Annotated in this window: 17 protein-coding genes, 1 rRNA gene, 1 pseudogene and 1 riboswitch; of the genes and pseudogenes, 4 read left to right on the top strand and 15 right to left on the bottom strand. The window is 37.8% G+C overall.

Annotation, left to right across the window (positions count from 1 at the left end; genetic code table 11):
• Positions 1–9: 9 nt before the first annotated feature.
• Together pcrA and pcrB are read right to left on the bottom strand one after the other, a co-directional pair.
• Entirely contained in the window at positions 10–2,241 is a 2,232-nt protein-coding gene (gene pcrA / locus ABH957_RS19565; RefSeq protein ID WP_404446978.1) for a DNA helicase PcrA, read from the bottom strand.
• Between the two features lie 12 nt (positions 2,242–2,253).
• Positions 2,254–2,943: a heptaprenylglyceryl phosphate synthase gene (pcrB, locus tag ABH957_RS19560; protein WP_113735433.1), complete on the bottom strand. Its 690-nt coding sequence runs from the start codon at positions 2,941–2,943 to the stop codon at positions 2,254–2,256.
• A 325-nt stretch (positions 2,944–3,268) separates the two neighbouring features.
• Between pcrB and ABH957_RS19555 the strand changes: the two genes are divergently transcribed.
• The 3 genes from ABH957_RS19555 to ABH957_RS19545 all read left to right on the top strand — a co-directional run bounded on the left by ABH957_RS19555 (position 3,269) and on the right by ABH957_RS19545 (position 4,899).
• Entirely contained in the window at positions 3,269–3,652 is a 384-nt protein-coding gene (locus tag ABH957_RS19555) for a YgaP family membrane protein (protein WP_002124877.1), read from the top strand.
• 221 nt (positions 3,653–3,873) lie between these two features.
• Positions 3,874–4,719 (top strand): SPFH domain-containing protein, encoded by an 846-nt coding sequence (locus tag ABH957_RS19550; RefSeq protein WP_219300556.1) that lies wholly within the window; start codon positions 3,874–3,876, stop codon positions 4,717–4,719.
• A gap of 15 nt (positions 4,720–4,734) precedes the next feature.
• Positions 4,735–4,899, top strand: a complete 165-nt coding sequence (locus tag ABH957_RS19545) for a type II toxin-antitoxin system antitoxin (protein ID WP_193648067.1) — start codon at positions 4,735–4,737, stop codon at positions 4,897–4,899.
• 36 nt (positions 4,900–4,935) lie between these two features.
• Here the strand turns inward: ABH957_RS19545 and purD are convergent, their stop codons facing one another.
• The 12 genes from purD to purE form a co-directional block, all read right to left on the bottom strand.
• Positions 4,936–6,207 carry a phosphoribosylamine--glycine ligase gene (purD, locus tag ABH957_RS19540; RefSeq protein ID WP_404512045.1) on the bottom strand — a complete coding sequence of 424 codons (1,272 nt, stop codon included), beginning with the start codon at positions 6,205–6,207 and terminating at the stop codon, positions 4,936–4,938.
• 535 nt (positions 6,208–6,742) lie between these two features.
• Complete coding sequence (gene purH / locus ABH957_RS19535; RefSeq protein WP_404457531.1) at positions 6,743–8,278, bottom strand: bifunctional phosphoribosylaminoimidazolecarboxamide formyltransferase/IMP cyclohydrolase; 1,536 nt, start codon at positions 8,276–8,278, stop codon at positions 6,743–6,745.
• A gap of 24 nt (positions 8,279–8,302) precedes the next feature.
• Positions 8,303–8,890 carry a phosphoribosylglycinamide formyltransferase gene (gene purN, locus ABH957_RS19530; RefSeq protein WP_002124872.1) on the bottom strand — a complete coding sequence of 196 codons (588 nt, stop codon included), beginning with the start codon at positions 8,888–8,890 and terminating at the stop codon, positions 8,303–8,305.
• Positions 8,887–9,927, bottom strand: coding sequence for a phosphoribosylformylglycinamidine cyclo-ligase (gene purM, locus ABH957_RS19525; RefSeq protein WP_404512043.1), 1,041 nt, complete (start codon positions 9,925–9,927; stop codon positions 8,887–8,889). The genes purN and purM overlap by 4 nt, the downstream gene beginning before the upstream one ends.
• A gap of 100 nt (positions 9,928–10,027) precedes the next feature.
• Positions 10,028–11,443 carry an amidophosphoribosyltransferase gene (gene purF / locus ABH957_RS19520; protein WP_002091359.1) on the bottom strand — a complete coding sequence of 472 codons (1,416 nt, stop codon included), beginning with the start codon at positions 11,441–11,443 and terminating at the stop codon, positions 10,028–10,030.
• Complete coding sequence (purL, locus tag ABH957_RS19515; protein WP_404512041.1) at positions 11,428–13,647, bottom strand: phosphoribosylformylglycinamidine synthase II; 2,220 nt, start codon at positions 13,645–13,647, stop codon at positions 11,428–11,430. Before purL ends, purF begins: the two co-directional genes overlap by 16 nt.
• The gene (purQ, locus tag ABH957_RS19510) at positions 13,631–14,314 is read right to left on the bottom strand and encodes a phosphoribosylformylglycinamidine synthase subunit PurQ (RefSeq protein ID WP_000666771.1); all 684 of its coding nucleotides are present in this window, start codon (positions 14,312–14,314) and stop codon (positions 13,631–13,633) included. Before purQ ends, purL begins: the two co-directional genes overlap by 17 nt.
• Complete coding sequence (gene purS / locus ABH957_RS19505) at positions 14,311–14,565, bottom strand: phosphoribosylformylglycinamidine synthase subunit PurS (protein WP_000278823.1); 255 nt, start codon at positions 14,563–14,565, stop codon at positions 14,311–14,313. Before purS ends, purQ begins: the two co-directional genes overlap by 4 nt.
• Positions 14,558–15,277, bottom strand: a complete 720-nt coding sequence (gene purC, locus ABH957_RS19500) for a phosphoribosylaminoimidazolesuccinocarboxamide synthase (RefSeq protein WP_002029482.1) — start codon at positions 15,275–15,277, stop codon at positions 14,558–14,560. Before purC ends, purS begins: the two co-directional genes overlap by 8 nt.
• 88 nt (positions 15,278–15,365) lie before the next feature.
• The gene (gene purB / locus ABH957_RS19495) at positions 15,366–16,673 is read right to left on the bottom strand and encodes an adenylosuccinate lyase (protein WP_002091361.1); all 1,308 of its coding nucleotides are present in this window, start codon (positions 16,671–16,673) and stop codon (positions 15,366–15,368) included.
• On the bottom strand, positions 16,670–17,821 hold the full coding sequence (purK, locus tag ABH957_RS19490; protein WP_219300564.1) for a 5-(carboxyamino)imidazole ribonucleotide synthase: 1,152 nt from the start codon (positions 17,819–17,821) through the stop codon (positions 16,670–16,672). Before purK ends, purB begins: the two co-directional genes overlap by 4 nt.
• Positions 17,818–18,303, bottom strand: a complete 486-nt coding sequence (gene purE, locus ABH957_RS19485) for a 5-(carboxyamino)imidazole ribonucleotide mutase (RefSeq protein ID WP_002010008.1) — start codon at positions 18,301–18,303, stop codon at positions 17,818–17,820. Before purE ends, purK begins: the two co-directional genes overlap by 4 nt.
• Before the next feature lie 110 nt (positions 18,304–18,413).
• A riboswitch (purine riboswitch) is annotated at positions 18,414–18,515 on the bottom strand.
• Positions 18,516–18,758: 243 nt separating this feature from the next.
• Between purE and ABH957_RS19480 the strand changes: the two are divergent.
• Positions 18,759–18,988 (top strand): annotated as a pseudogene (locus ABH957_RS19480) (hypothetical protein).
• A gap of 64 nt (positions 18,989–19,052) precedes the next feature.
• Here the strand turns inward: ABH957_RS19480 and rrf are convergent.
• Positions 19,053–19,168, bottom strand: a 5S ribosomal RNA gene (gene rrf / locus ABH957_RS19475).
• Between the last annotated feature and the right edge of the window lie 130 nt (positions 19,169–19,298).

Raw genomic sequence — 19,298 nt, 5'->3', positions numbered from 1 at the left:
AGTCCTTTCCTATTGTTTCGTCACAGGTGCAAATTTTGCTAATAAACGTTTAATACCAATTGGGCTTGGGAACGCAATATCTAATTCTTTTGAATCTCCTTCACCCTTTACACTTACAACTGTACCGACTCCCCACTTCTGGTGAGCAGCTTTATCGCCTATTCCCCAGCCAATTTGCTCGCCACCTGTCGTCTTAACAGCCGGACGCGCGAAAGCTGAACGAGAACGTGTTGTAGTTGTGCTTGTCGTTCTTCCTTTTGCACCAAACGAAGTTTCACGCTTCGGTGTTGTTTCGTTTAATGGTTCTACTAATTCTGTCGGAATTTCTGTAATAAATCGAGATGCTGCATTCATACTTGTTCTACCAAATAAAGTACGCATTTGAGCATTGGATAAGTATAGCTCTTCTTCTGCACGAGTAATACCTACATAGGCAAGACGACGCTCTTCTTGCATTTCATCCTCTTCCATAAGAGAACGAGTATGCGGGAATATCCCTTCCTCTAAGCCAACAATAAAGACAACTGGGAACTCTAATCCTTTTGCTGAGTGCATCGTCATTAAAATAACTTCTTCACCAGCAGTTGGATCTTCATCTACACGATCAATATCCGCAACAAGAGCTAAGTCTGTTAAGAATGCAACAAGGCTCTTATCTTCGCTTTGGGATTCAAATGTTTGTGTAACAGATAAAAACTCGTCTAAGTTTTCTAAACGACCTTCTGCTTCTAAAGAACGCTCATTTTTCAACATATCGCGATAGCCTGTCTTCTCAATAACTTCTTCTACTAATTCTGTAACAGATAAATACTCTTGCATATTTACCCAGTTGTGTAATAAACTTGCGAATTCTTTTACTGCTTTTGTTATTTTTGCACTTACACCAACATGCTCAATCTCATCAAATACAGCAGTTAATGAGATTCCGTTTTGCACACCATAATTAATAATTTTATCGATAGAAGTCGCACCAATCCCGCGCTTTGGCATGTTTATAATACGTGCAAAACTAATCTCATCATCTGGATTCCCAATTAAACGTAAGTACGCCAAAATATCTTTAATCTCTTTACGGTCGTAGAACTTAGTACCTCCGACGATTTTGTAAGGGATATTAGATTTCAGGAAGATCTCCTCGACCATACGAGACTGGGCATTTGTACGATATAACACTGCAAAATCAGTATATTTTCGGTTCCCCATTTGAATATCATCACGAATTTTTTTCGCAACAAAATACGCTTCGTCCTTTTCAGTTGCAGCACGATAATACGAGATTTTGCTTCCAATTTGATTGTCTGTCCATAATTTCTTCGGTTTACGGTTTGAATTTTTTTCAATTACAGCATTAGCTGCATTTAAAATATTTTGTGATGAACGATAATTTTGTTCTAACAAGATAACTTGCGCATTCTCATAGTCTTTTTCGAATGACAAAATGTTAGAAATGTCAGCCCCGCGCCAGCGGTAAATAGACTGATCCGAATCACCAACAACACAAAGGTTTTTAAAACGTGATGCCAAATGTTTAACAAGAAGGTACTGAGCTTTGTTCGTATCTTGATACTCATCAACGTGAATATATTGGAATTTACGCTGATAAAACTCTAGTACTTCTGGAACACGTTCAAATAACTGAATCGTCGTCATAATTAAATCATCAAAGTCTAATGAGTTATTTTTCAAAAGACGTTTTTGATATTCTGTATATACATCGCTCGTTAATTTTTCATATGGATCAGCGGTTGTAATTTTTTTTGCATATTTATCTGCAGATAACAGTTCATTTTTCGCATTGCTAATACCCGCTAAAATAGAGCGCGGCTCAAACTTCTTCGGGTCAATATTGCGCTCCTTCATAATTTTTTTTACTACAGTTAACTGATCACCTGAATCTAAGATTGTAAAGTTACGATTAATACCAATGCGGTCAATATCACGTCGTAAAATACGTACGCACATAGAGTGGAACGTAGAAATCCAAATATCTTCTGCTTCTGGTCCAACAAGTTTATCAATACGCTCACGCATTTCACGAGCAGCTTTATTTGTAAAGGTAATTGCTAGTACATTCCATGGCGCCACACCTTTTTCACCAAGTAAATATGCAATACGGTGTGTTAACACACGTGTTTTCCCACTACCTGCGCCTGCCATTAATAGAAGTGCTCCATTTGTTGTTTGTACTGCTTTTTGTTGCTGCGGATTTAAACCATTTAATAACTTATCTGTCGTACTCATATGTGCCTGCACCTACTCTCCTTTTACTGCTTTAACTGTTTTTAATGCCGATTTTATATCATCATAAATAATATTTCCAACAACTACTGTATCAGCATACTGTGCCATTTCTTTCGCTTGTTCTGCATTAGAAATACCACCGCCATAATATAGCTTAGCTTGTTTCAATTCTGCTTTTACATTTTTAACAAGCTCAATATCTCCATACGTCCCGCTATATTCTAAATAGAATATAGGTAAATGTAATAACTTGTCTGCTAAACGTGCATATGCAATAACATCATCTTCTGTTAAATCACATTTTGCATCTGTAAGCTGGGCTACTTTCGCTTCAGGGTTTAAAACACAATACCCTTCCATGAAAATTTCGTCCCAGTCCATAATATCCCCAAATTCTTTCAATGCCTCATGATGAACACCTGTTACCCATTCTACTTTTCGGCTATTTAAAACGCTTGGGATATAATAAAAATCAAATCCTGGTGTAATTGCCTCCACATCAGAAACCTCTAACACACAAGGAACTGCATATCTACGAATGCTAACTAGCATGTGTAATACGTTATCAATTGTCACTCCATCACTTCCGCCTACAATAACAGCATCCGTTCCAGATTCACAAATCATTTCTAAATGTTCGTCACTTAACTCCTTATTTGGATCAAGCTTAAATACATGTTTCCATTTGGAAATATCGTACATGAAAACACCCTTTCTTTTCTCTAGTTATATAATTTCTGTTCAAAATAACAGTTAATTTTCATCAAGATTTTTTACATTCCTTGCTATATCTTTACCGGACTGGCGTATGCAACGATGAAATGCGACAGCTATCTTTACCGGACTTTTTGAACTTCCTTTTACGCATTCTTTCATTATAACAAAAAAAGCTACCTACACACACGCCCAATCCAACATCTTTTTCAACGTCAAATGTTGGATTACATATCAAAAAACTTATACGGAATACTAACAAATGAAATAGTATTTTCTATTTCGAAGTTAATTAAAAAGGAGTGTTTTTCTAATGAAGCAAAACATCGGCACAATTAGTGCTCTAATTCGAATTACACTCGGACTCATCCTCTTCGGTTGTAGTACAGCTAAACTCGTACGTAAACCTTGGTGCACTTGGTCTAAAGTTTTGCTATGGATTGGTGCCATGAAAATTGCGGAGGGAATCGTTCGTTTCTGCCCTATTGTTGAAGCCTGTAAGTTTGGAAAATATATGAATATGAGCGCATTTAAAATGCCTAGCATGAATTTCACTGAAAAAGGACATAATAAAGAAGAAGTTAATTCAGCTTCCAGCCATGACAAGCCAAAGTCAAAGTCAGATGGAAGTTATGACACTTCTGACAAAGAGATTGAGTCAGCGATTGAAGAATTAATCCTGGCAAAACCGCTTTGAATCATTTGTCACGATGCAAGATGCTCTCAAAGGGACTTAGCTGCTGCAGTGGGCAGCTAAGTCTTCTTTATTTTACCACGAAACAGAACGTACATTCTCATTTTTCACCCTTAAAACGTACATAAAAGATATCAAACAATAAAATTCAGAAAATTAGGTGTAACCCTCTTGCATATAATGATATAAAAGTGATATCATTTTTATATCAAGGAGGCAATCATATGAAAGAAAAACAAGTATTTTATGTTAATGGATTTCTCGGCGTTATTGGAATTTTAGTTTTAGCCGCTATCGGTGTATTTTGCCTTGTACAAGAAATGTTTGTAATAGCTATTTTAGCTCTCATATTAGCATCTGTTTTAGCTACAGGTATCGGTATCGTTCAACCGAATCAAGCGAAAGTTATTACGTTCTTCGGTAGTTATTTAGGAACAATTCGTCAAAATGGTTTATTTTTAACAATTCCATTCGCGTTTCGTCAAACTGTATCTTTACGTGTTGAAAACTTTAACAGTAAGAAATTAAAAGTAAACGATGTTGAGGGAAATCCAATTGAAATTGCAGCCGTTATCGTATATAAAGTTGTTGATTCCGCAAAAGCAATTTTCGGTGTTGAGCATTATGATCGATTCGTAGAAATTCAAAGTGAAACAGCAATCCGCCACGTTGCTACAAAATATCCTTATGATAATTTCCAAGATGAAACTTGCATCACGTTACGAGGAAATACTGAAGAAATCTCTGAAGAATTAAAGCGTGAGTTAGAAGCACGACTTGAAATCGCTGGCGTAGAAGTATTAGAAACTCGTTTAACACATTTAGCTTACGCAACAGAAATTGCCCATGCAATGCTTCAACGTCAACAAGCGAAAGCGGTATTAGCTGCTCGAAAAGAGATTGTTGAAGGTGCTGTGAAAATGGCTAAAGATTCAATCCTCATGCTAGATGAAGAAGGCGTACTTGATTTAGATGACGAGCGTAAAGCAAATATGGTAAACAACTTATTAGTTGCCATCGTTTCAGATAAAGGTGCGCAACCAGTTATTAATACAGGAAGCCTATATTAAAGGTTGTAAATGATTATGGCCAAAAAGAAAAGCTTTCCATTACGTATTGATCCTGAATTACACGCAGTCATCGAAAAATGGGCGAATGATGAGTTTCGTAGCGTCAATGCACACATCGAGTATTTACTTCGAGAAATAGCAAAGCAAAAAGGGAAATTGAAAAAAGATAAAGATGCATAAAAATCCCGCTGAGAAATCAGCGGGATTTTTTATACATTAGCTTCTCGTCATCTCATGACCAATTGCACGATATCCTATATCACTTCGGTAAAATAAACCATCACTCTCAATTTTACCGATTTCTTTATAGACCTTATCTTTCGCTTCTTGTAAACTATTCGCCTTACAAGCAACAAATAATACACGGCCACCGTTTGTTACAAAGTCACCATGTTTCATCGCTGTACCCGCATGGAAAACAATCACATCTTGCAGTGCATCTAATCCGTTAATAATTTCACCTTTTTTATATGCTTCTGGATATCCTTTCGAAGCAAGTACGACACCAATAACTGCTTCCTTTGACCATTGTAACGTTAATTCACTTTCATCTAATACAGCGTTACATACATCAACTAAATCATTTTCTAAGCGTGGTAATACAACTTCCGTTTCAGGATCGCCAAAGCGTGCATTGAACTCAATTACCTTTGGACCATCATTGGTTAAAATAAGCCCCGCATATAAAATTCCTGTAAACGAACGATTTTCTTGGATCATCGCTTTAGCAGTTGGATGTAATACTGTTTGAATCGCTTCTTGAACCGCTGATTCCGGAATTTGTGGTACTGGGGAATATGCACCCATTCCGCCTGTATTAGGACCTTTATCGTCATCAAAAGCTCGTTTATGATCTTGAGCAATTACCATTGGATGCACAGTTGTTCCATTTACAAATGCCATTAATGAAAATTCTTGTCCATCTAAAAACTCTTCAATAACGACCTTCTTGCTTGCTGCGCCGAATTTCACATCTTGTAGCATTTCTTTCACAGCTTGCAATGCATCTTCAAGCGTCATTGCTACCGTTACACCTTTACCAGCAGCTAATCCATCTGCCTTAATTACAATCGGCGCACCAACTTTTTGAATGTACTTTACTGCCTCTTCATAGTCTGTAAAAGTTTCATATGCCGCAGTTGGGATATCATACTTTTTCATCAATTCTTTTGTAAAAGCTTTACTACCTTCAATAACAGCAGCCGCTTTATTAGGACCAAATACACGAAGTCCCTCTTCCTTAAAACGATCCACGATTCCGTTCATAAGTGGAATCTCTGGTCCAACGAAAGTTAATTCAACATTCTTCTCTTTTGCAAATAAGACTAATGCATCAAAATCATTTTCATCAATATCAACTGGTGTTGCAACATCTCGCATACCTTCATTACCTGGCGCTACATATACTTTTTCTACCTTTTCAGATTGCGCAAACTTCCAAGCTAAAGCATGCTCACGTCCACCACGGCCAATTACTAAAACATTCATATTTCATCCCCCAATAATTAAATAAGTACAAACTAGAAGCTATGCTCCTAGTTTGTTTTCATATCAATAAAAGTTTAAAAAGGAGGATCAAGAGAACCGAGCAGGTCGAGGCGCATTTGCCAGGAGGACACAGAGTGTAGCTTTCCTACATGAGTACCGCACTGGCATTGCAACGACGACATGCGACAGTTATCTTGACCGGACTTTTTAAACATCCCTAACAATAACAGTTTAAAAGGGAGGATCAAGAGAACCGAGTAGGTCGAGGCGCATTTGCCAGGAGGAAACGGAGTGTAGCTTTCCTACATGAGTACCGCACTGGCATTGCAACGACGACATGCGACAGTTATCTTGACCGGACTTTTTAAACATCCCTAACAATAACAGTTTAAAAGGGAGGATCAAGAGAACCGAGTAGGTCGAGGCGCATTTGCCAGGAGGAAACGGAGTGTAGCTTTCCTACATGAGTACCGCACTGGCATTGCAACGACGACATGCGACAGTTATCTTGACCGGACTTTTTAAACATCCTCTATTAATGTTTGAAATGACGTACGCCAGTGAACACCATCGTAATCCCATACGCATCTGCCATTTTAATAGAATCTTCATCACGAATCGATCCGCCTGGTTGGATGATTGCTGTAATTCCAGCTTTTGCTGCTTCTTCTACTGTATCTGGCATTGGGAAGAAAGCATCAGATGCAAGTGCGCTACCCTGTGCTTTTTCGCCAGCTTGTGTAATTGCGATTTTTGCAGAACCTACACGGTTCATCTGTCCCGCGCCTACACCAACTGTCATGTTATCATTCGCTAAAACAATTGCATTTGATTTCACATGTTTTACAACTTTCCAAGCTAGTTTTAAATCTTTCCATTCTTGTTCTGATGGTTCACGTTTCGTTGGAATTGAAATTGCGTCCTCATCTAATGATAACGTATCTTCTTCTTGAACAAGAAGACCACCCTGTACAGAAGTTAGTTTTTTACTTGCACTTGTCGCTTTTTCAATATTTACAGTTAGTAAGCGTAAGTTTTTCTTACTTTGCAACACTTCTAAAGCTTCTTGCGAGAACGAAGGAGCGATAACAATTTCTAAGAAAATTTCGTGTAACTTTTCTGCTGTAGCTTTATCAATTTCACGATTTGCTGCAATAATACCGCCGAAGATTGATACTGGATCCGCTTCATAAGCACGTGTGTATGCTTCGTGAATATCAGTTCCTACTCCAACACCACATGGATTCATATGTTTTACCGCTACTACTGCTGGTTCTGTAAATTCTTTCACGATGCTAAGTGCTGCATCCGCATCGTTGATATTGTTATAAGATAATTCTTTACCGTGTAATTGTTCTGCGTATGCAACAGAAGAAGTTGCTGCGAATGGCGCTTTATAGAATGTCGCTTTTTGATGTGGATTTTCGCCATAGCGTAAATCTTGTTTTTTCTCAAATGTCACCGTTACTGTTTCAGGACTTTCTTCGCCCATTTGCTTTGTTAAGTAGTTAGAAATTAACGCATCATATGCCGCTGTATGACGGAATACTTTCGCTGCTAATTTACGTTTCGTTTCCTCTATTACTTCACCGTTCTCTTTCAGTTCTGCTAATACAACATCATAATCTACTGGATCTACAATTACCGATACAAATTTATGATTTTTCGCAGCAGAGCGAATCATTGTTGGGCCACCGATATCAATATTTTCAATTGCATCAGCAAATGTTACATCAGGCTTAGCGATTGTTTCTTTAAATGGGTATAAGTTAACAACAACAAAGTCAATTGGTTGAATACCTAATTCATTCATTTGCGCTACATGCATTTCATTATCACGAACTGCTAATAGACCACCATGAATATTTGGATGTAATGTTTTTACACGACCATCCATAATTTCTGGAAAACCAGTTACTTCAGAAATACCAATTACTTGCAAGCCGTTTTCTTCTAATAATTTTTTCGTACCACCTGTTGAAATAACTTCAATCCCTTGTTCAAGTAAACCTTTAACAAATTCTACTACTCCTGTTTTATCTGAAACACTTACTAATGCACGCTTTTTCATTTATCCTTCACCCCTGGTTGTATGTTAGTTAACAGTTGGTTTTTTCACAGACTGAACAATTTGATTCACTGTATTTACGTATAATTTATGTTCAACTTGTTGAATTTTCTTTTGTAAGCTTTCTCTCGTATCCCCTTCAGAAACAACTACTGCTTCTTGCGCAATAATTGGACCTGTATCCATACCTGCATCTACATAGTGAATCGTTACTCCGGTTACTTTCACACCCGCTTCTAACGCTTGACCAACAGCATCTTTCCCTGGAAAACTCGGTAGTAGTGATGGATGAATATTAATAATTTTCCCGCCGTACGCTTCTAGTAAAGTCGTTCCAATTAAACGCATATATCCAGCTAAAATAACATAATCAATTTCATACTCTTCTAGCTTTTTTAATATCTCTTTTTCAAATGCTTCTTTTGACTCATATGCTTTCGCTGAAAAGGAAAAACACGGAATATGGTGATAATGTGCCCGTCCAATAGCGCGTGCCTCTGGTTTATCACATACTAATAAACTAATATCTGCATCCAATATTTTGTCTTCTACCGCATTAATGAGAGATTGAAAGTTAGAGCCGCTCCCAGAAGCAAAAACTGCTAATCTACTCATACTTCTGTTCCCTCAATAAAGGTAACACCAGACCCTTGTACAGTGTGTCCAATAATACGAGCTTTCTCGCCTTGTTCCTCAAGAAGACGAACAATATCTTTTGCCTCATCTTCCTTTACTGCTACTACCATACCAATACCCATGTTAAAAATATTGAACATTTCTTTCTCTTCTAGTTTTCCAACCTCTTGAAGTAAACTAAAAATCGGTTGAACTTGCCAAGATCCTAATTCAATTTCCGCACCGATTCCTTCTGGCAACATACGTGGAATATTTTCAATGAATCCACCACCTGTAATATGTGCCATACCGTATACTTCATGTTTCTTCAATAGTTCTAAAATAGGTTTGACATAAATTTTCGTTGGTTTTAATAATTCTTCACCAAGAGGTAGTTCTAAGCGTCCGTAAATACGATTTAAAGATAGTTCTCCATCTTCTAGTAGCACTTTTCTTACTAAAGAATAACCGTTACTATGAATACCGCTAGATGCTAAGCCAATTAATACGTGACCAGCTTCAATTTTTTCACCTGTTACAATTTTCTTTTTATCAACAATTCCAACTGTAAAACCAGCTAAATCGTATTCTTCCGTAGAATACATTCCTGGCATTTCAGCTGTTTCTCCACCAATTAATGCACAACCAGCTTGGCGACAGCCCTCTGATATACCTTTGACGATGTTTTCAATTTTACTAGGTTCAGCTTTACCACAAGCAATATAATCAAGGAAGAAAAGCGGCTCTGCTCCTTGGACAACAATATCATTTACACACATTGCTACTGCATCAATACCAATTGTGTCATGTTTATCTGCCATAAAAGCGAGCATCAATTTCGTTCCCACGCCATCTGTTCCAGATACTAATACAGGTTCTTCTAATGCAAATTTTGATAGATCAAACATACCTCCAAAACCGCCTAAACCGCCTAGCACTTCTTTTCTCATTGTTGTTTGTACGTGTTTTTTCATGCGAGATACCGCTTCATATCCAGCTTCAATATCTACTCCTGCTTGCTTATATGCATTCGCCATCGTTTTTTACACCTCGTCTTTTAATTTCTCCCCATCCAGGGCGGCCGTTTTAAGAAAGAAGCTAGCTTCTACATCAAAAGAAGTAGAAGCTTTTTTCTTCTTATTTCATACTTTCTAAAAGCTCTTGCTCATAATCATAAAGAGCTGTTGGATAGTCTCCATTGAAGTAAGCCATACATAGACCACCGTATTTCCCTTCATATGGGCGTCCAATTGCATCTACTAATCCATCTTCACTTAAAAATGTTAGTGAATCTGCTCCGATGATTTGACGGATTTCTTCTATTGAATTATTTGCTGCGATTAATTCTTTTCTCGTTTGAATATCAATGCCATAGAAGCATGGATACTTAAGAGGTGGTGAAGCAATTCTTACATGGACTTCTGTCGCTCCAGCCTCGCGAAGCATACGAACAATTCGTTTACTTGTCGTTCCTCTTACGATAGAATCGTCAATCATAACAACTCGTTTTCCTTCAACTACGCCTCTTACTGCTGAAAGCTTCATCTTAACCCCTTGCTCACGCAGTTCTTGAGAAGGTTGAATAAACGTACGTCCAACGTAACGATTTTTAATTAACCCTAACTCATACGGAATTCCTGTCGCCTCCGCATAACCAATTGCTGCTGAAATACTAGAGTCTGGTACACCAGTAACAACATCAGCTTCAATAGGAGCTTCCGCCGCTAAACGTTTCCCCATATTTTTACGAGCTGCATGAACATTAATACCAGCGATATTAGAATCTGGACGTGCAAAGTAAATGTATTCCATACTGCAAATCGCATGGTCTACTTCATTTGTAAAACGATCTACGTGAATTCCTTCATCATTGATAATAAGCAATTCACCAGGTTCTACATCACGAATGTATGTTGCACCAACTACATCGAAAGCACATGTTTCCGATGCTACAACGTAAGCATCCCCCATCTTTCCGATTGAAAGAGGACGGAATCCATTTGGATCTAGCGCAACGATCATTTCATTTCCAGTTAGTAAAAGATATGCAAACGCACCTTTCACTTTATTTAGAGCCTCTTTTACACTATCAATTAAAGAATCTTTTGTACTACGCTTAATAAGGTGTAAAAGTACTTCTGTATCTGAACTTGTTTGAAAAATACTTCCCTCTGCCTCTAATTCACGACGAAGCATTTTTGCGTTAATTAAATTTCCGTTATGAGCTAACGCCATGCTATGATCGGAAAAACGGAATAACAATGGTTGAACGTTAGCAACTTCACTTCCACCAGCTGTTGCATATCGTACGTGTCCAATTGCTGATTTCCCGTTTAATCCCTCTAGCTCACCTCTTGAAAACACTTCTGATATTAAACCTAACCCCTTGTGACCGATGATTTTTTCTCCATTATTTACAACAATGCCTGCGCCTTCTTGCCCACGGTGCTGCAAACTGTGCAATCCGTAGTACGAAACTTGTGCTGCATTTTCATGCCCCCAAATTCCGAAAACGCCACATTCTTCATTTAACCCCTTTATTTCAGTAAGCATGGGATTGCCCCTTTCCAAGCCTTTCTCATTTCATCTACATTTGCTGTAAGTAATACTTCATTTTCTTCATTATGAATTGTTACTTCATTTGTATTTGTCACTTCTCCAACTTGAATTGCTTCAACCGCTTTCTCAAATGCTTCTTTATTTTCACGTTTTACAGTTATAACGAAGCGCGATTGTGATTCTGCAAATAATACTGTTGTTGCTTCCCCATCTAATTTCACAGTAGCACCTAAACCGTTAGCACCAATTGCACTTTCAGTAATTGCAACTGCTAAACCACCTTCTGCAACATCATGTGCAGATTGAACAAGGCCAGCTTGAATTGCTGCTAGTACTTGCTTTTGGCGTTTTAATTCTACATCTAGATCGATGCTTGGTGATTGACCGAAAATTTTTCCGTAGATCATTTTCTGTAATTCACTTCCACCAAACTCAGCTTTCGTCTCTCCAATTACATAAACTAAATCGCCAGCTTGTTTAAATTCTTGTGTTGTTACGTGTTTTAAATCGTGTACAAGTCCAACCATCCCAACAGTTGGTGTTGGATATACAGCTTCACCACTACGCTCGTTATACATTGATACATTCCCGCCGATAACTGGCGTTTGTAACTTGCGGCAAGCTTCACTCATACCGTCTACTGATTTCTCAATTTGCCAGAAGATTTCTGGTTTTTCTGGGTTACCGAAGTTTAAGCAATCTGTAATTGCAAGTGGCTCCCCGCCAGAACATACGATATTACGTGCTGCCTCTGCTACTGCAATTTTACCGCCCACTTCTGGATCTAAATAAATGTAGCGAGAGTTACAATCTGTCGTCATTGCTAATCCTTTTTCTGTGCCGCGTACACGTATAACCGCTGCATCTGAACCTGGTGTAACGATTGTGCTAGTGCGCACTTGATAATCATATTGATCATATACCCACTCTTTACTTGCAATCGTTGGTTGTTGTAATAAAGATAATAACGTTGCTTTATAATTTTCTACTTTTGGTGTTTCCATTTTCATCTGCTGGAACTCAGCAAAGTATGCTGCTTCTTTTGACGGTTTATGATAAATTGGTGCTTCTTCTGCAAGAGCATCCGCCGGTACTTCAGCTACCATTTCGTCTTTATGGAATAGACGAAGCATTTTATCTTCAGTTACTTTCCCCATCTTAACTGCTGCAAGACCATATTTTTCAAATAAATCTACTATTTCTTGCTCTCTACCTTTTTTCACAACGATTAACATACGTTCTTGTGATTCAGATAACATCATTTCATATGGAGTCATTCCAGTTTCACGCTGTGGTACATCATCTAAGTACATTTCAATACCCATACCTGCTTTACTTGCCATTTCTGCAGAAGATGATGTTAAACCAGCAGCTCCCATATCTTGAATTCCAACAAGTGCATCAGACTGAATAAGTTCTAAACATGCTTCAATAAGAAGTTTCTCCATAAATGGATCCCCTACTTGAACTGCCGGACGCTTCGCTTCTGAGCTTTCAGATAGCTCTTCAGATGCGAACGTTGCACCGTGAATACCATCACGACCAGTTGATGCTCCTACGTACATTACTGTATTACCAGCACCATGCGCTTGCCCTTTTTTAATATCTTCATGATTAATTAGGCCTACACACATTGCATTTACAAGTGGATTTCCTTCATAGCATGGATCAAACTGTACTTCTCCACCAACAGTAGGAATACCGATGCAGTTACCGTATCCTGCGATTCCTGCTACTACTTCTTCGAATAAATATTTCACACGTGGTGATTGTAATTCACCGAAACGAAGTGAGTTTAATAGAGCTACCGGACGTGCGCCCATAGAGAATACATCGCGAATAATACCACCGACACCTGTTGCTGCCCCTTGATATGGCTCAATTGCAGAAGGATGGTTATGACTTTCCATTTTAAATACCACCGCTTGGTTATCACCGATATCTACAATTCCAGCGCCTTCTCCAGGTCCTTGTAAAACACGCTCACCTGTCGTTGGAAACTTACGAAGAACTGGCTTTGAATTTTTATAACTACAATGTTCAGACCACATAACAGAAAATAGTCCCGTTTCTGTATAATTCGGCAAACGGCCTAAAATCTTTTCAACCATGGCAAACTCTTCGTCTGTTAGCCCCATTTCCGCATATATACGCTCTTCTTTAATTTGTGTTGGATTTGGCTCAAGCATTAACGACATATGTTTCCCTCCACTGTTTTAAGATAGATTGAAAGACTTTTAACCCTTCAGCACCGCCAAGTAATTCATCTACAGCACGCTCTGGGTGTGGCATCATACCAAGAACATTTCCTTTTTCATTTACAATACCTGCAATATCTGAAACGCTTCCATTCGGATTTTCTACGTAACGGAATGCGATTTGATTATTCTCTTCTAATTGTTTAAGAGTCGCTTCATCACAATAGTAATTTCCTTCGCCATGTGCAATTGGAATGTTAATTACTTCATCTTTTTCATATTGTGATGTAAACATCGTTTCATTATTTTCAACACGTAACTGAACAGTACGGCACATAAACTTTAAGTTTTCGTTTCTCATTAATGCTCCTGGTAGTAATCCTGATTCAACAAGAATCTGGAATCCATTACACACTCCTAAAATCGGCTTTCCTTGCTCAGCAGCTTTTTGCACTGCTTTCATTGCGTTAGCAAAGCGAGAAATAGCCCCGCATCGTAAATAGTCACCGTAAGAGAATCCACCTGGTAGTAAAATTGCATCATATTCATCTAAATTCTCTCTATCGTGCCAAACGTAATCTACTTCTTCACCAAGCTCATCTTTAATTGCATGGAACATATCGACATCACAGTTCGAACCTGGAAATACTATGACTGCAAATTTCACTGTGCGACAACCTCCTCAACTTCATAACGGAAGTCTTCCATTACAACGTTTGCTAATAATTTTTCACACATTTCTTTTACCTTGCTATCCAGATCAGATACTGATTTATCAATTGTTAATTCCATATATTTTCCGATTCGAACGTCTTGTACTTCTGTAAATGAAAGACTATGAAGTGCTCCCTTTACCGCAGTTCCTTGTGGATCTAATACACTTTCTCTTAACGTTACATATACCTTAACTTTATACATGTGAAGCTCCCCCTAAACGTTTTAAAATTTCTTCATATGCTTCTGTTAAATTCCCAAGATCACGACGGAATACATCTTTATCAAATTTTTCGTTGCTCGTTTCATCCCATAAACGGCAAGTATCTGGTGAAATTTCATCTGCTAATATGATTTCCCCTTCTTCTGTTACGCCAAACTCTAATTTAAAATCTACTAATCTTACACGACAGCTTGCGAAATGCTCAATCATCACTTGATTGATTTGTAGAGCTGCATCTCGTAATACGCTTACTTGCTCTGGTGTTGCAACATTTAACAAACGAATATGATCTTCCGTTACAAGTGGATCTCCTAAATCATCATCTTTGTAGTAAAATTCTACGATTGGTGTTGTAAGAGCAGTTCCTTCTTCCATTCCTAGTCTTTTTGAAAGACTACCTGCAATTACGTTTCTTGTGACAACTTCTAATGGAATAATACTCACCTTTTTGACAAGTTGTTCTGTATCAGATAACTTCTCCACAAAGTGTGTTTTAATTCCAACTTCTTGTAACTTTCTGAACAATAAAGTTGTAATCTCATTGTTCAAACGACCTTTTCCTGTAATTGTCGCTTTTTTCTCCCCATTGAAAGCAGTCGCACTATCTTTGTACTCTACCCAAACCATATCTGCTGCTTCTGTACGATAAATTCTTTTTGCCTTACCTTCATACAGCAATTCTAGCTTTTGCATTTCGCAAGCCCCCTGTAGTTTGAAAAATGTGAATAATGTTTTTATAAAGAATGGCACAGAATGACTCTATTCTGTGCCATATGAAATTTTACGCTTCGTTTAATCCAAGGCGTTCAAAGATTGTATCAACGTGTTGCATATGATGTTCATAATTGAAACATTCGTTAATTTCTTCTTGCGTTAACTTACTTGTAATACGCTCGTCAGCTTCTACAAGCTCTTTAAATTGTACTTGTGTTTCCCAAGCTTCCATTGCTTTAGGCTGTACGATATCATAAGCTTCTTCACGTACCAGACCTTTGTCAATTAGTGTAAGCATTACGCGCTGAGAGTAAATTAAGCCGTATGTTCTTGTCATATTGCGTTTCATATTCTCTGGGAATACAGTTAAGTTTTTAACGATATTACCAAAGCGATTTAACATGTAATTTAACGCGATTGTAGCATCTGGTAAAATTACGCGTTCTGCAGAAGAGTGAGAGATATCACGCTCATGCCATAACGGAACATTCTCGTAAGCTGTCATCATATAACCGCGGATAACACGAGCTAAACCAGTCATATTTTCAGATCCAATTGGATTACGTTTATGCGGCATTGCAGAAGAACCTTTTTGACCTTTTGCGAAAGCCTCTTCAACTTCACGTGTTTCACTCTTTTGTAAACCACGAATCTCAACTGCCATCTTTTCAACAGATGTTGCGATTAGTGCAAGTGTTGACATGTAATGTGCATGACGATCACGTTGCAATGTTTGTGTTGAAATTGGTGCTGCTTCTAATCCTAAGTTTTCACAAACATACTTTTCTACGAATGGATCAATATTTGCATATGTACCAACCGCACCAGATAATTTACCAACGCGAACTGTATCAGCAGCTTGTTTGAAACGCTCTACGTTACGTTTCATTTCTTCATACCAAAGACCAAGTTTTAAACCAAATGTTGTTGGCTCTGCATGTACACCATGTGTTCTTCCCATCATGATCGTGTATTTATGCTCTTTCGCTTTATTAGCTAAAATGCTAACAAAGTTTTCTAAGTCTTTTAACAAGATTTCATTTGCTTGTTTTAAGATATAAGATAACGCTGTATCTACTACGTCTGTAGATGTTAAACCGTAATGAACCCATTTACGTTCCTCGCCTAATGTTGGTGTTTCTGATACAGCACGAGTGAAAGCAACTACGTCATGACGTGTTTCTTTTTCAATTTCATAAATACGATCAATATCAAATGATGCATGTTCACGAATTTTTTTAACATCTTCTTTTGGAATGTCGCCAAGCTCTGCCCATGCTTCACAAGCTAAAATCTCAACTTCTAACCATGCCTTAAATTTGTTTTCTTCCGTCCAAATTGCACCCATTTCAGGGCGTGTATAACGATTAATCATCTTTTTCCCTCCAACAGTTGTTCTTGATGGTCCCAAATATGCAAACTCTTCGCTTTTTCTAGAGCGACTTCAATATTATCATTTAAAATATTAACATGCCCCATTTTTCGCTGCGCTTTTGCTTCTTCTTTTCCATACAAGTGTAAATAGCACCCGGTTAGTCTATTCACTTGTCCTAGGACCCCTTCTATATGTTCGCCTAAAATGTTTACCATGACAACTGGTTTTAACAAATTTGTTTCTCCAAGAGGTAAATTACAGATTGCTCGAATATGTTGACCAAATTGACTCGTTTCACATGCATCCTGTGTATAGTGTCCTGAATTGTGAGGTCTTGGTGCTAATTCATTAATGTAAATCTCACCGTCAGCTGTAGCAAACATCTCTACCGCTAGTGTTCCCACAAGTTCTAGTTCATCCGCAAGTACCTTTGCGTAAGCAATTGCTTTTTGAGAAAGTTCTTCTGTAATGCGAGCTGGAACGATAGATTCATGTAAAATGTTATTTACATGAATATTTTCCGCTACCGGAAATACTTTCGTTTCACCACTTACACTACGAATTACAATAACTGATACTTCTTTTTCAAAAGGCACCCATTTTTCTAGAATGCACTCTGCTTCATCCGCAAGCTCTCGTGCCTTCTCAACATCAGTTTCACTTCTTAAAACAACTTGCCCTTTCCCATCATATCCACCTGTCGTCGTTTTTAAGACCGAAGGAAATGATAATTCAGCAATCGCTTCAGTAAGCTGATTTTGATTTTGAACTAATCTATACATTGCTACTGGTAACCCAGCTTTCTCAATTGCATTCTTTTCTGTAAAACGATTTTGCGTTTTATTTAACAACTGACTACCTTGTGGTAAGTAAGCATGTTTTTCAAGCCATTGTAAACATCTATAATCAATATTCTCAAATTCATATGTGACAACGTCGCTTATCTCTGCTAAATGCTGAATTGCTTTTAGATCGTCATATGGTGCAACGACTTCAACATCAGCAACTTGTGCACATGGTGAATGCTTTGTAGGATCTAAAACAGCAATTTTATAACCCATTTCCTTAGCTGCCAACGCCATCATTCTTCCAAGCTGGCCGCCTCCAATAATGCCGATTGTTTTTCCAGGTAAAATGATTCTCGTCATACTAGCTCACTACCTTCACGCACAGTTTTCTCAATAGCTTCTCGTCTCAACTCTAATGCATCATGTATATCATCATGAAATGATCCAAGTATTTGTGCAGCAAGTAATCCAGCATTCGTTGAACCAGCCTTACCAATTGCAACAGTTGCAACTGGAACCCCTCCTGGCATTTGGACAATGGATAATAATGAATCTAGACCGTTTAACGCTTTTGATTGAACTGGGACACCGATTACAGGAAGATTTGTCTTCGCTGCAACCATTCCTGGTAAATGCGCTGCTCCACCGGCTCCAGCAATAATAACTTTTAATCCACGTTCACGAGCTGTTTCTGCATATTCAAACATATAATCCGGAGTCCGATGAGCGGATACAACTTTTTTCTCATACGGTATATTTAATTCATCTAAAATGTCACAAGCATATTTCATTGTTTCCCAGTCTGACGTGCTTCCCATTATGACTCCAACTAGTGATTTCATATTAGAATCCCCCCGATTCAAATAAAAAAAGCCTGAAATAGAACAGTTTCTCTTTTACTATGAGAGAAAGCGCTCTACTCAGGCATACGTATCCCTTGTGAATAGAAAAATACCGAGTGACTTTCCCTCATAGTCTAACGAATAACGGTCGTTAGGTAGAGACTTGCAGGCCATATCCCCGCGATTATATGAGGTCTTATATATTATTGTTTCTATGGCTATATTAACAATATTTCATAAACAATGTCAATAAATAATCGAATGTTTTTTTATTAGTCATCGATAACGTTCGTGTTTTAGTTATATTCAAAAGAAGAATTGCAACTATATACAAGAAGAAAAGGGAATTAGAATATATATTTCTAGAGATCTATTTTATACATAACTGTTCATATATACTGTTGTGTCTACAAATCAATATAATTTATAAGGAGGATAACCGTGAAAAAATAACTATGCTATTATCATATTTGTTTTTCTCTGTCGCAGCAATTGCTGTAATTATTGAATACTTATTGATATCATCCCATTTTTAAAATGTACACTTATGATAGAAATAATGTTTCCTATCTTAGGGATTATTTTAGGGGAATTTGGAAAATTAGGAGCACAAAAAATCATTGCCATTATTTTAAATAGTCTCTATTTTGTTCTTTTTTCGTCTTTAGGATTATTAAATTTATGAATTTTAACCTTCGGTAAATAAAAATAAACACAAAAAAACCTAAGTCGAAACGACTTAGGTTTTTGCTTGGCGACGTCCTACTCTCACAGGGACAAGGTCCCAACTACCATCGGCGCTAGAGAGCTTAACTTCCGTGTTCGGTATGGGAACGGGTGTGACCTCTCTGCCATCATCACCAAACTATGAAGGTATATTCCTTCAAAACTAGATAACATTTGCTTCATATTATATGGTTAAGTCCTCGATCTATTAGTATTCGTCAGCTCCACATGTCACCATGCTTCCACCTCGAACCTATCAACCTGATCAT

Source organism: Bacillus sp. RC242 (genome assembly GCF_044908245.1).
Classification (GTDB): Bacteria; Bacillota; Bacilli; order Bacillales; family Bacillaceae_G; genus Bacillus_A; species Bacillus_A mycoides.
This window is presented reverse-complemented; position numbering and strand designations above follow the sequence as displayed.

Bases quoted from the DNA above. Each gene is read 5' to 3' on its own strand.
- pcrA (WP_404446978.1), bottom strand. From the start codon at position 2,241: ATGAGTACGACAGATAAGTTATTAAATGGTTTAAATCCGCAGCAACAA.
- pcrB (WP_113735433.1), bottom strand. From the start codon at position 2,943: ATGTACGATATTTCCAAATGGAAACATGTATTTAAGCTTGATCCAAAT.
- ABH957_RS19555 (WP_002124877.1), top strand. From the start codon at position 3,269: ATGAAGCAAAACATCGGCACAATTAGTGCTCTAATTCGAATTACACTC.
- ABH957_RS19550 (WP_219300556.1), top strand. From the start codon at position 3,874: ATGAAAGAAAAACAAGTATTTTATGTTAATGGATTTCTCGGCGTTATT.
- ABH957_RS19545 (WP_193648067.1), top strand. From the start codon at position 4,735: ATGGCCAAAAAGAAAAGCTTTCCATTACGTATTGATCCTGAATTACAC.
- purD (WP_404512045.1), bottom strand. From the start codon at position 6,207: ATGAATGTTTTAGTAATTGGCCGTGGTGGACGTGAGCATGCTTTAGCT.
- purH (WP_404457531.1), bottom strand. From the start codon at position 8,278: ATGAAAAAGCGTGCATTAGTAAGTGTTTCAGATAAAACAGGAGTAGTA.
- purN (WP_002124872.1), bottom strand. From the start codon at position 8,890: ATGAGTAGATTAGCAGTTTTTGCTTCTGGGAGCGGCTCTAACTTTCAA.
- purM (WP_404512043.1), bottom strand. From the start codon at position 9,927: ATGGCGAATGCATATAAGCAAGCAGGAGTAGATATTGAAGCTGGATAT.
- purF (WP_002091359.1), bottom strand. From the start codon at position 11,443: ATGCTTACTGAAATAAAGGGGTTAAATGAAGAATGTGGCGTTTTCGGA.
- purL (WP_404512041.1), bottom strand. From the start codon at position 13,647: ATGTCGTTAATGCTTGAGCCAAATCCAACACAAATTAAAGAAGAGCGT.
- purS (WP_000278823.1), bottom strand. From the start codon at position 14,565: ATGTATAAAGTTAAGGTATATGTAACGTTAAGAGAAAGTGTATTAGAT.
- purC (WP_002029482.1), bottom strand. From the start codon at position 15,277: ATGCAAAAGCTAGAATTGCTGTATGAAGGTAAGGCAAAAAGAATTTAT.
- purB (WP_002091361.1), bottom strand. From the start codon at position 16,673: ATGATTAATCGTTATACACGCCCTGAAATGGGTGCAATTTGGACGGAA.
- purK (WP_219300564.1), bottom strand. From the start codon at position 17,821: ATGACGAGAATCATTTTACCTGGAAAAACAATCGGCATTATTGGAGGC.
- purE (WP_002010008.1), bottom strand. From the start codon at position 18,303: ATGAAATCACTAGTTGGAGTCATAATGGGAAGCACGTCAGACTGGGAA.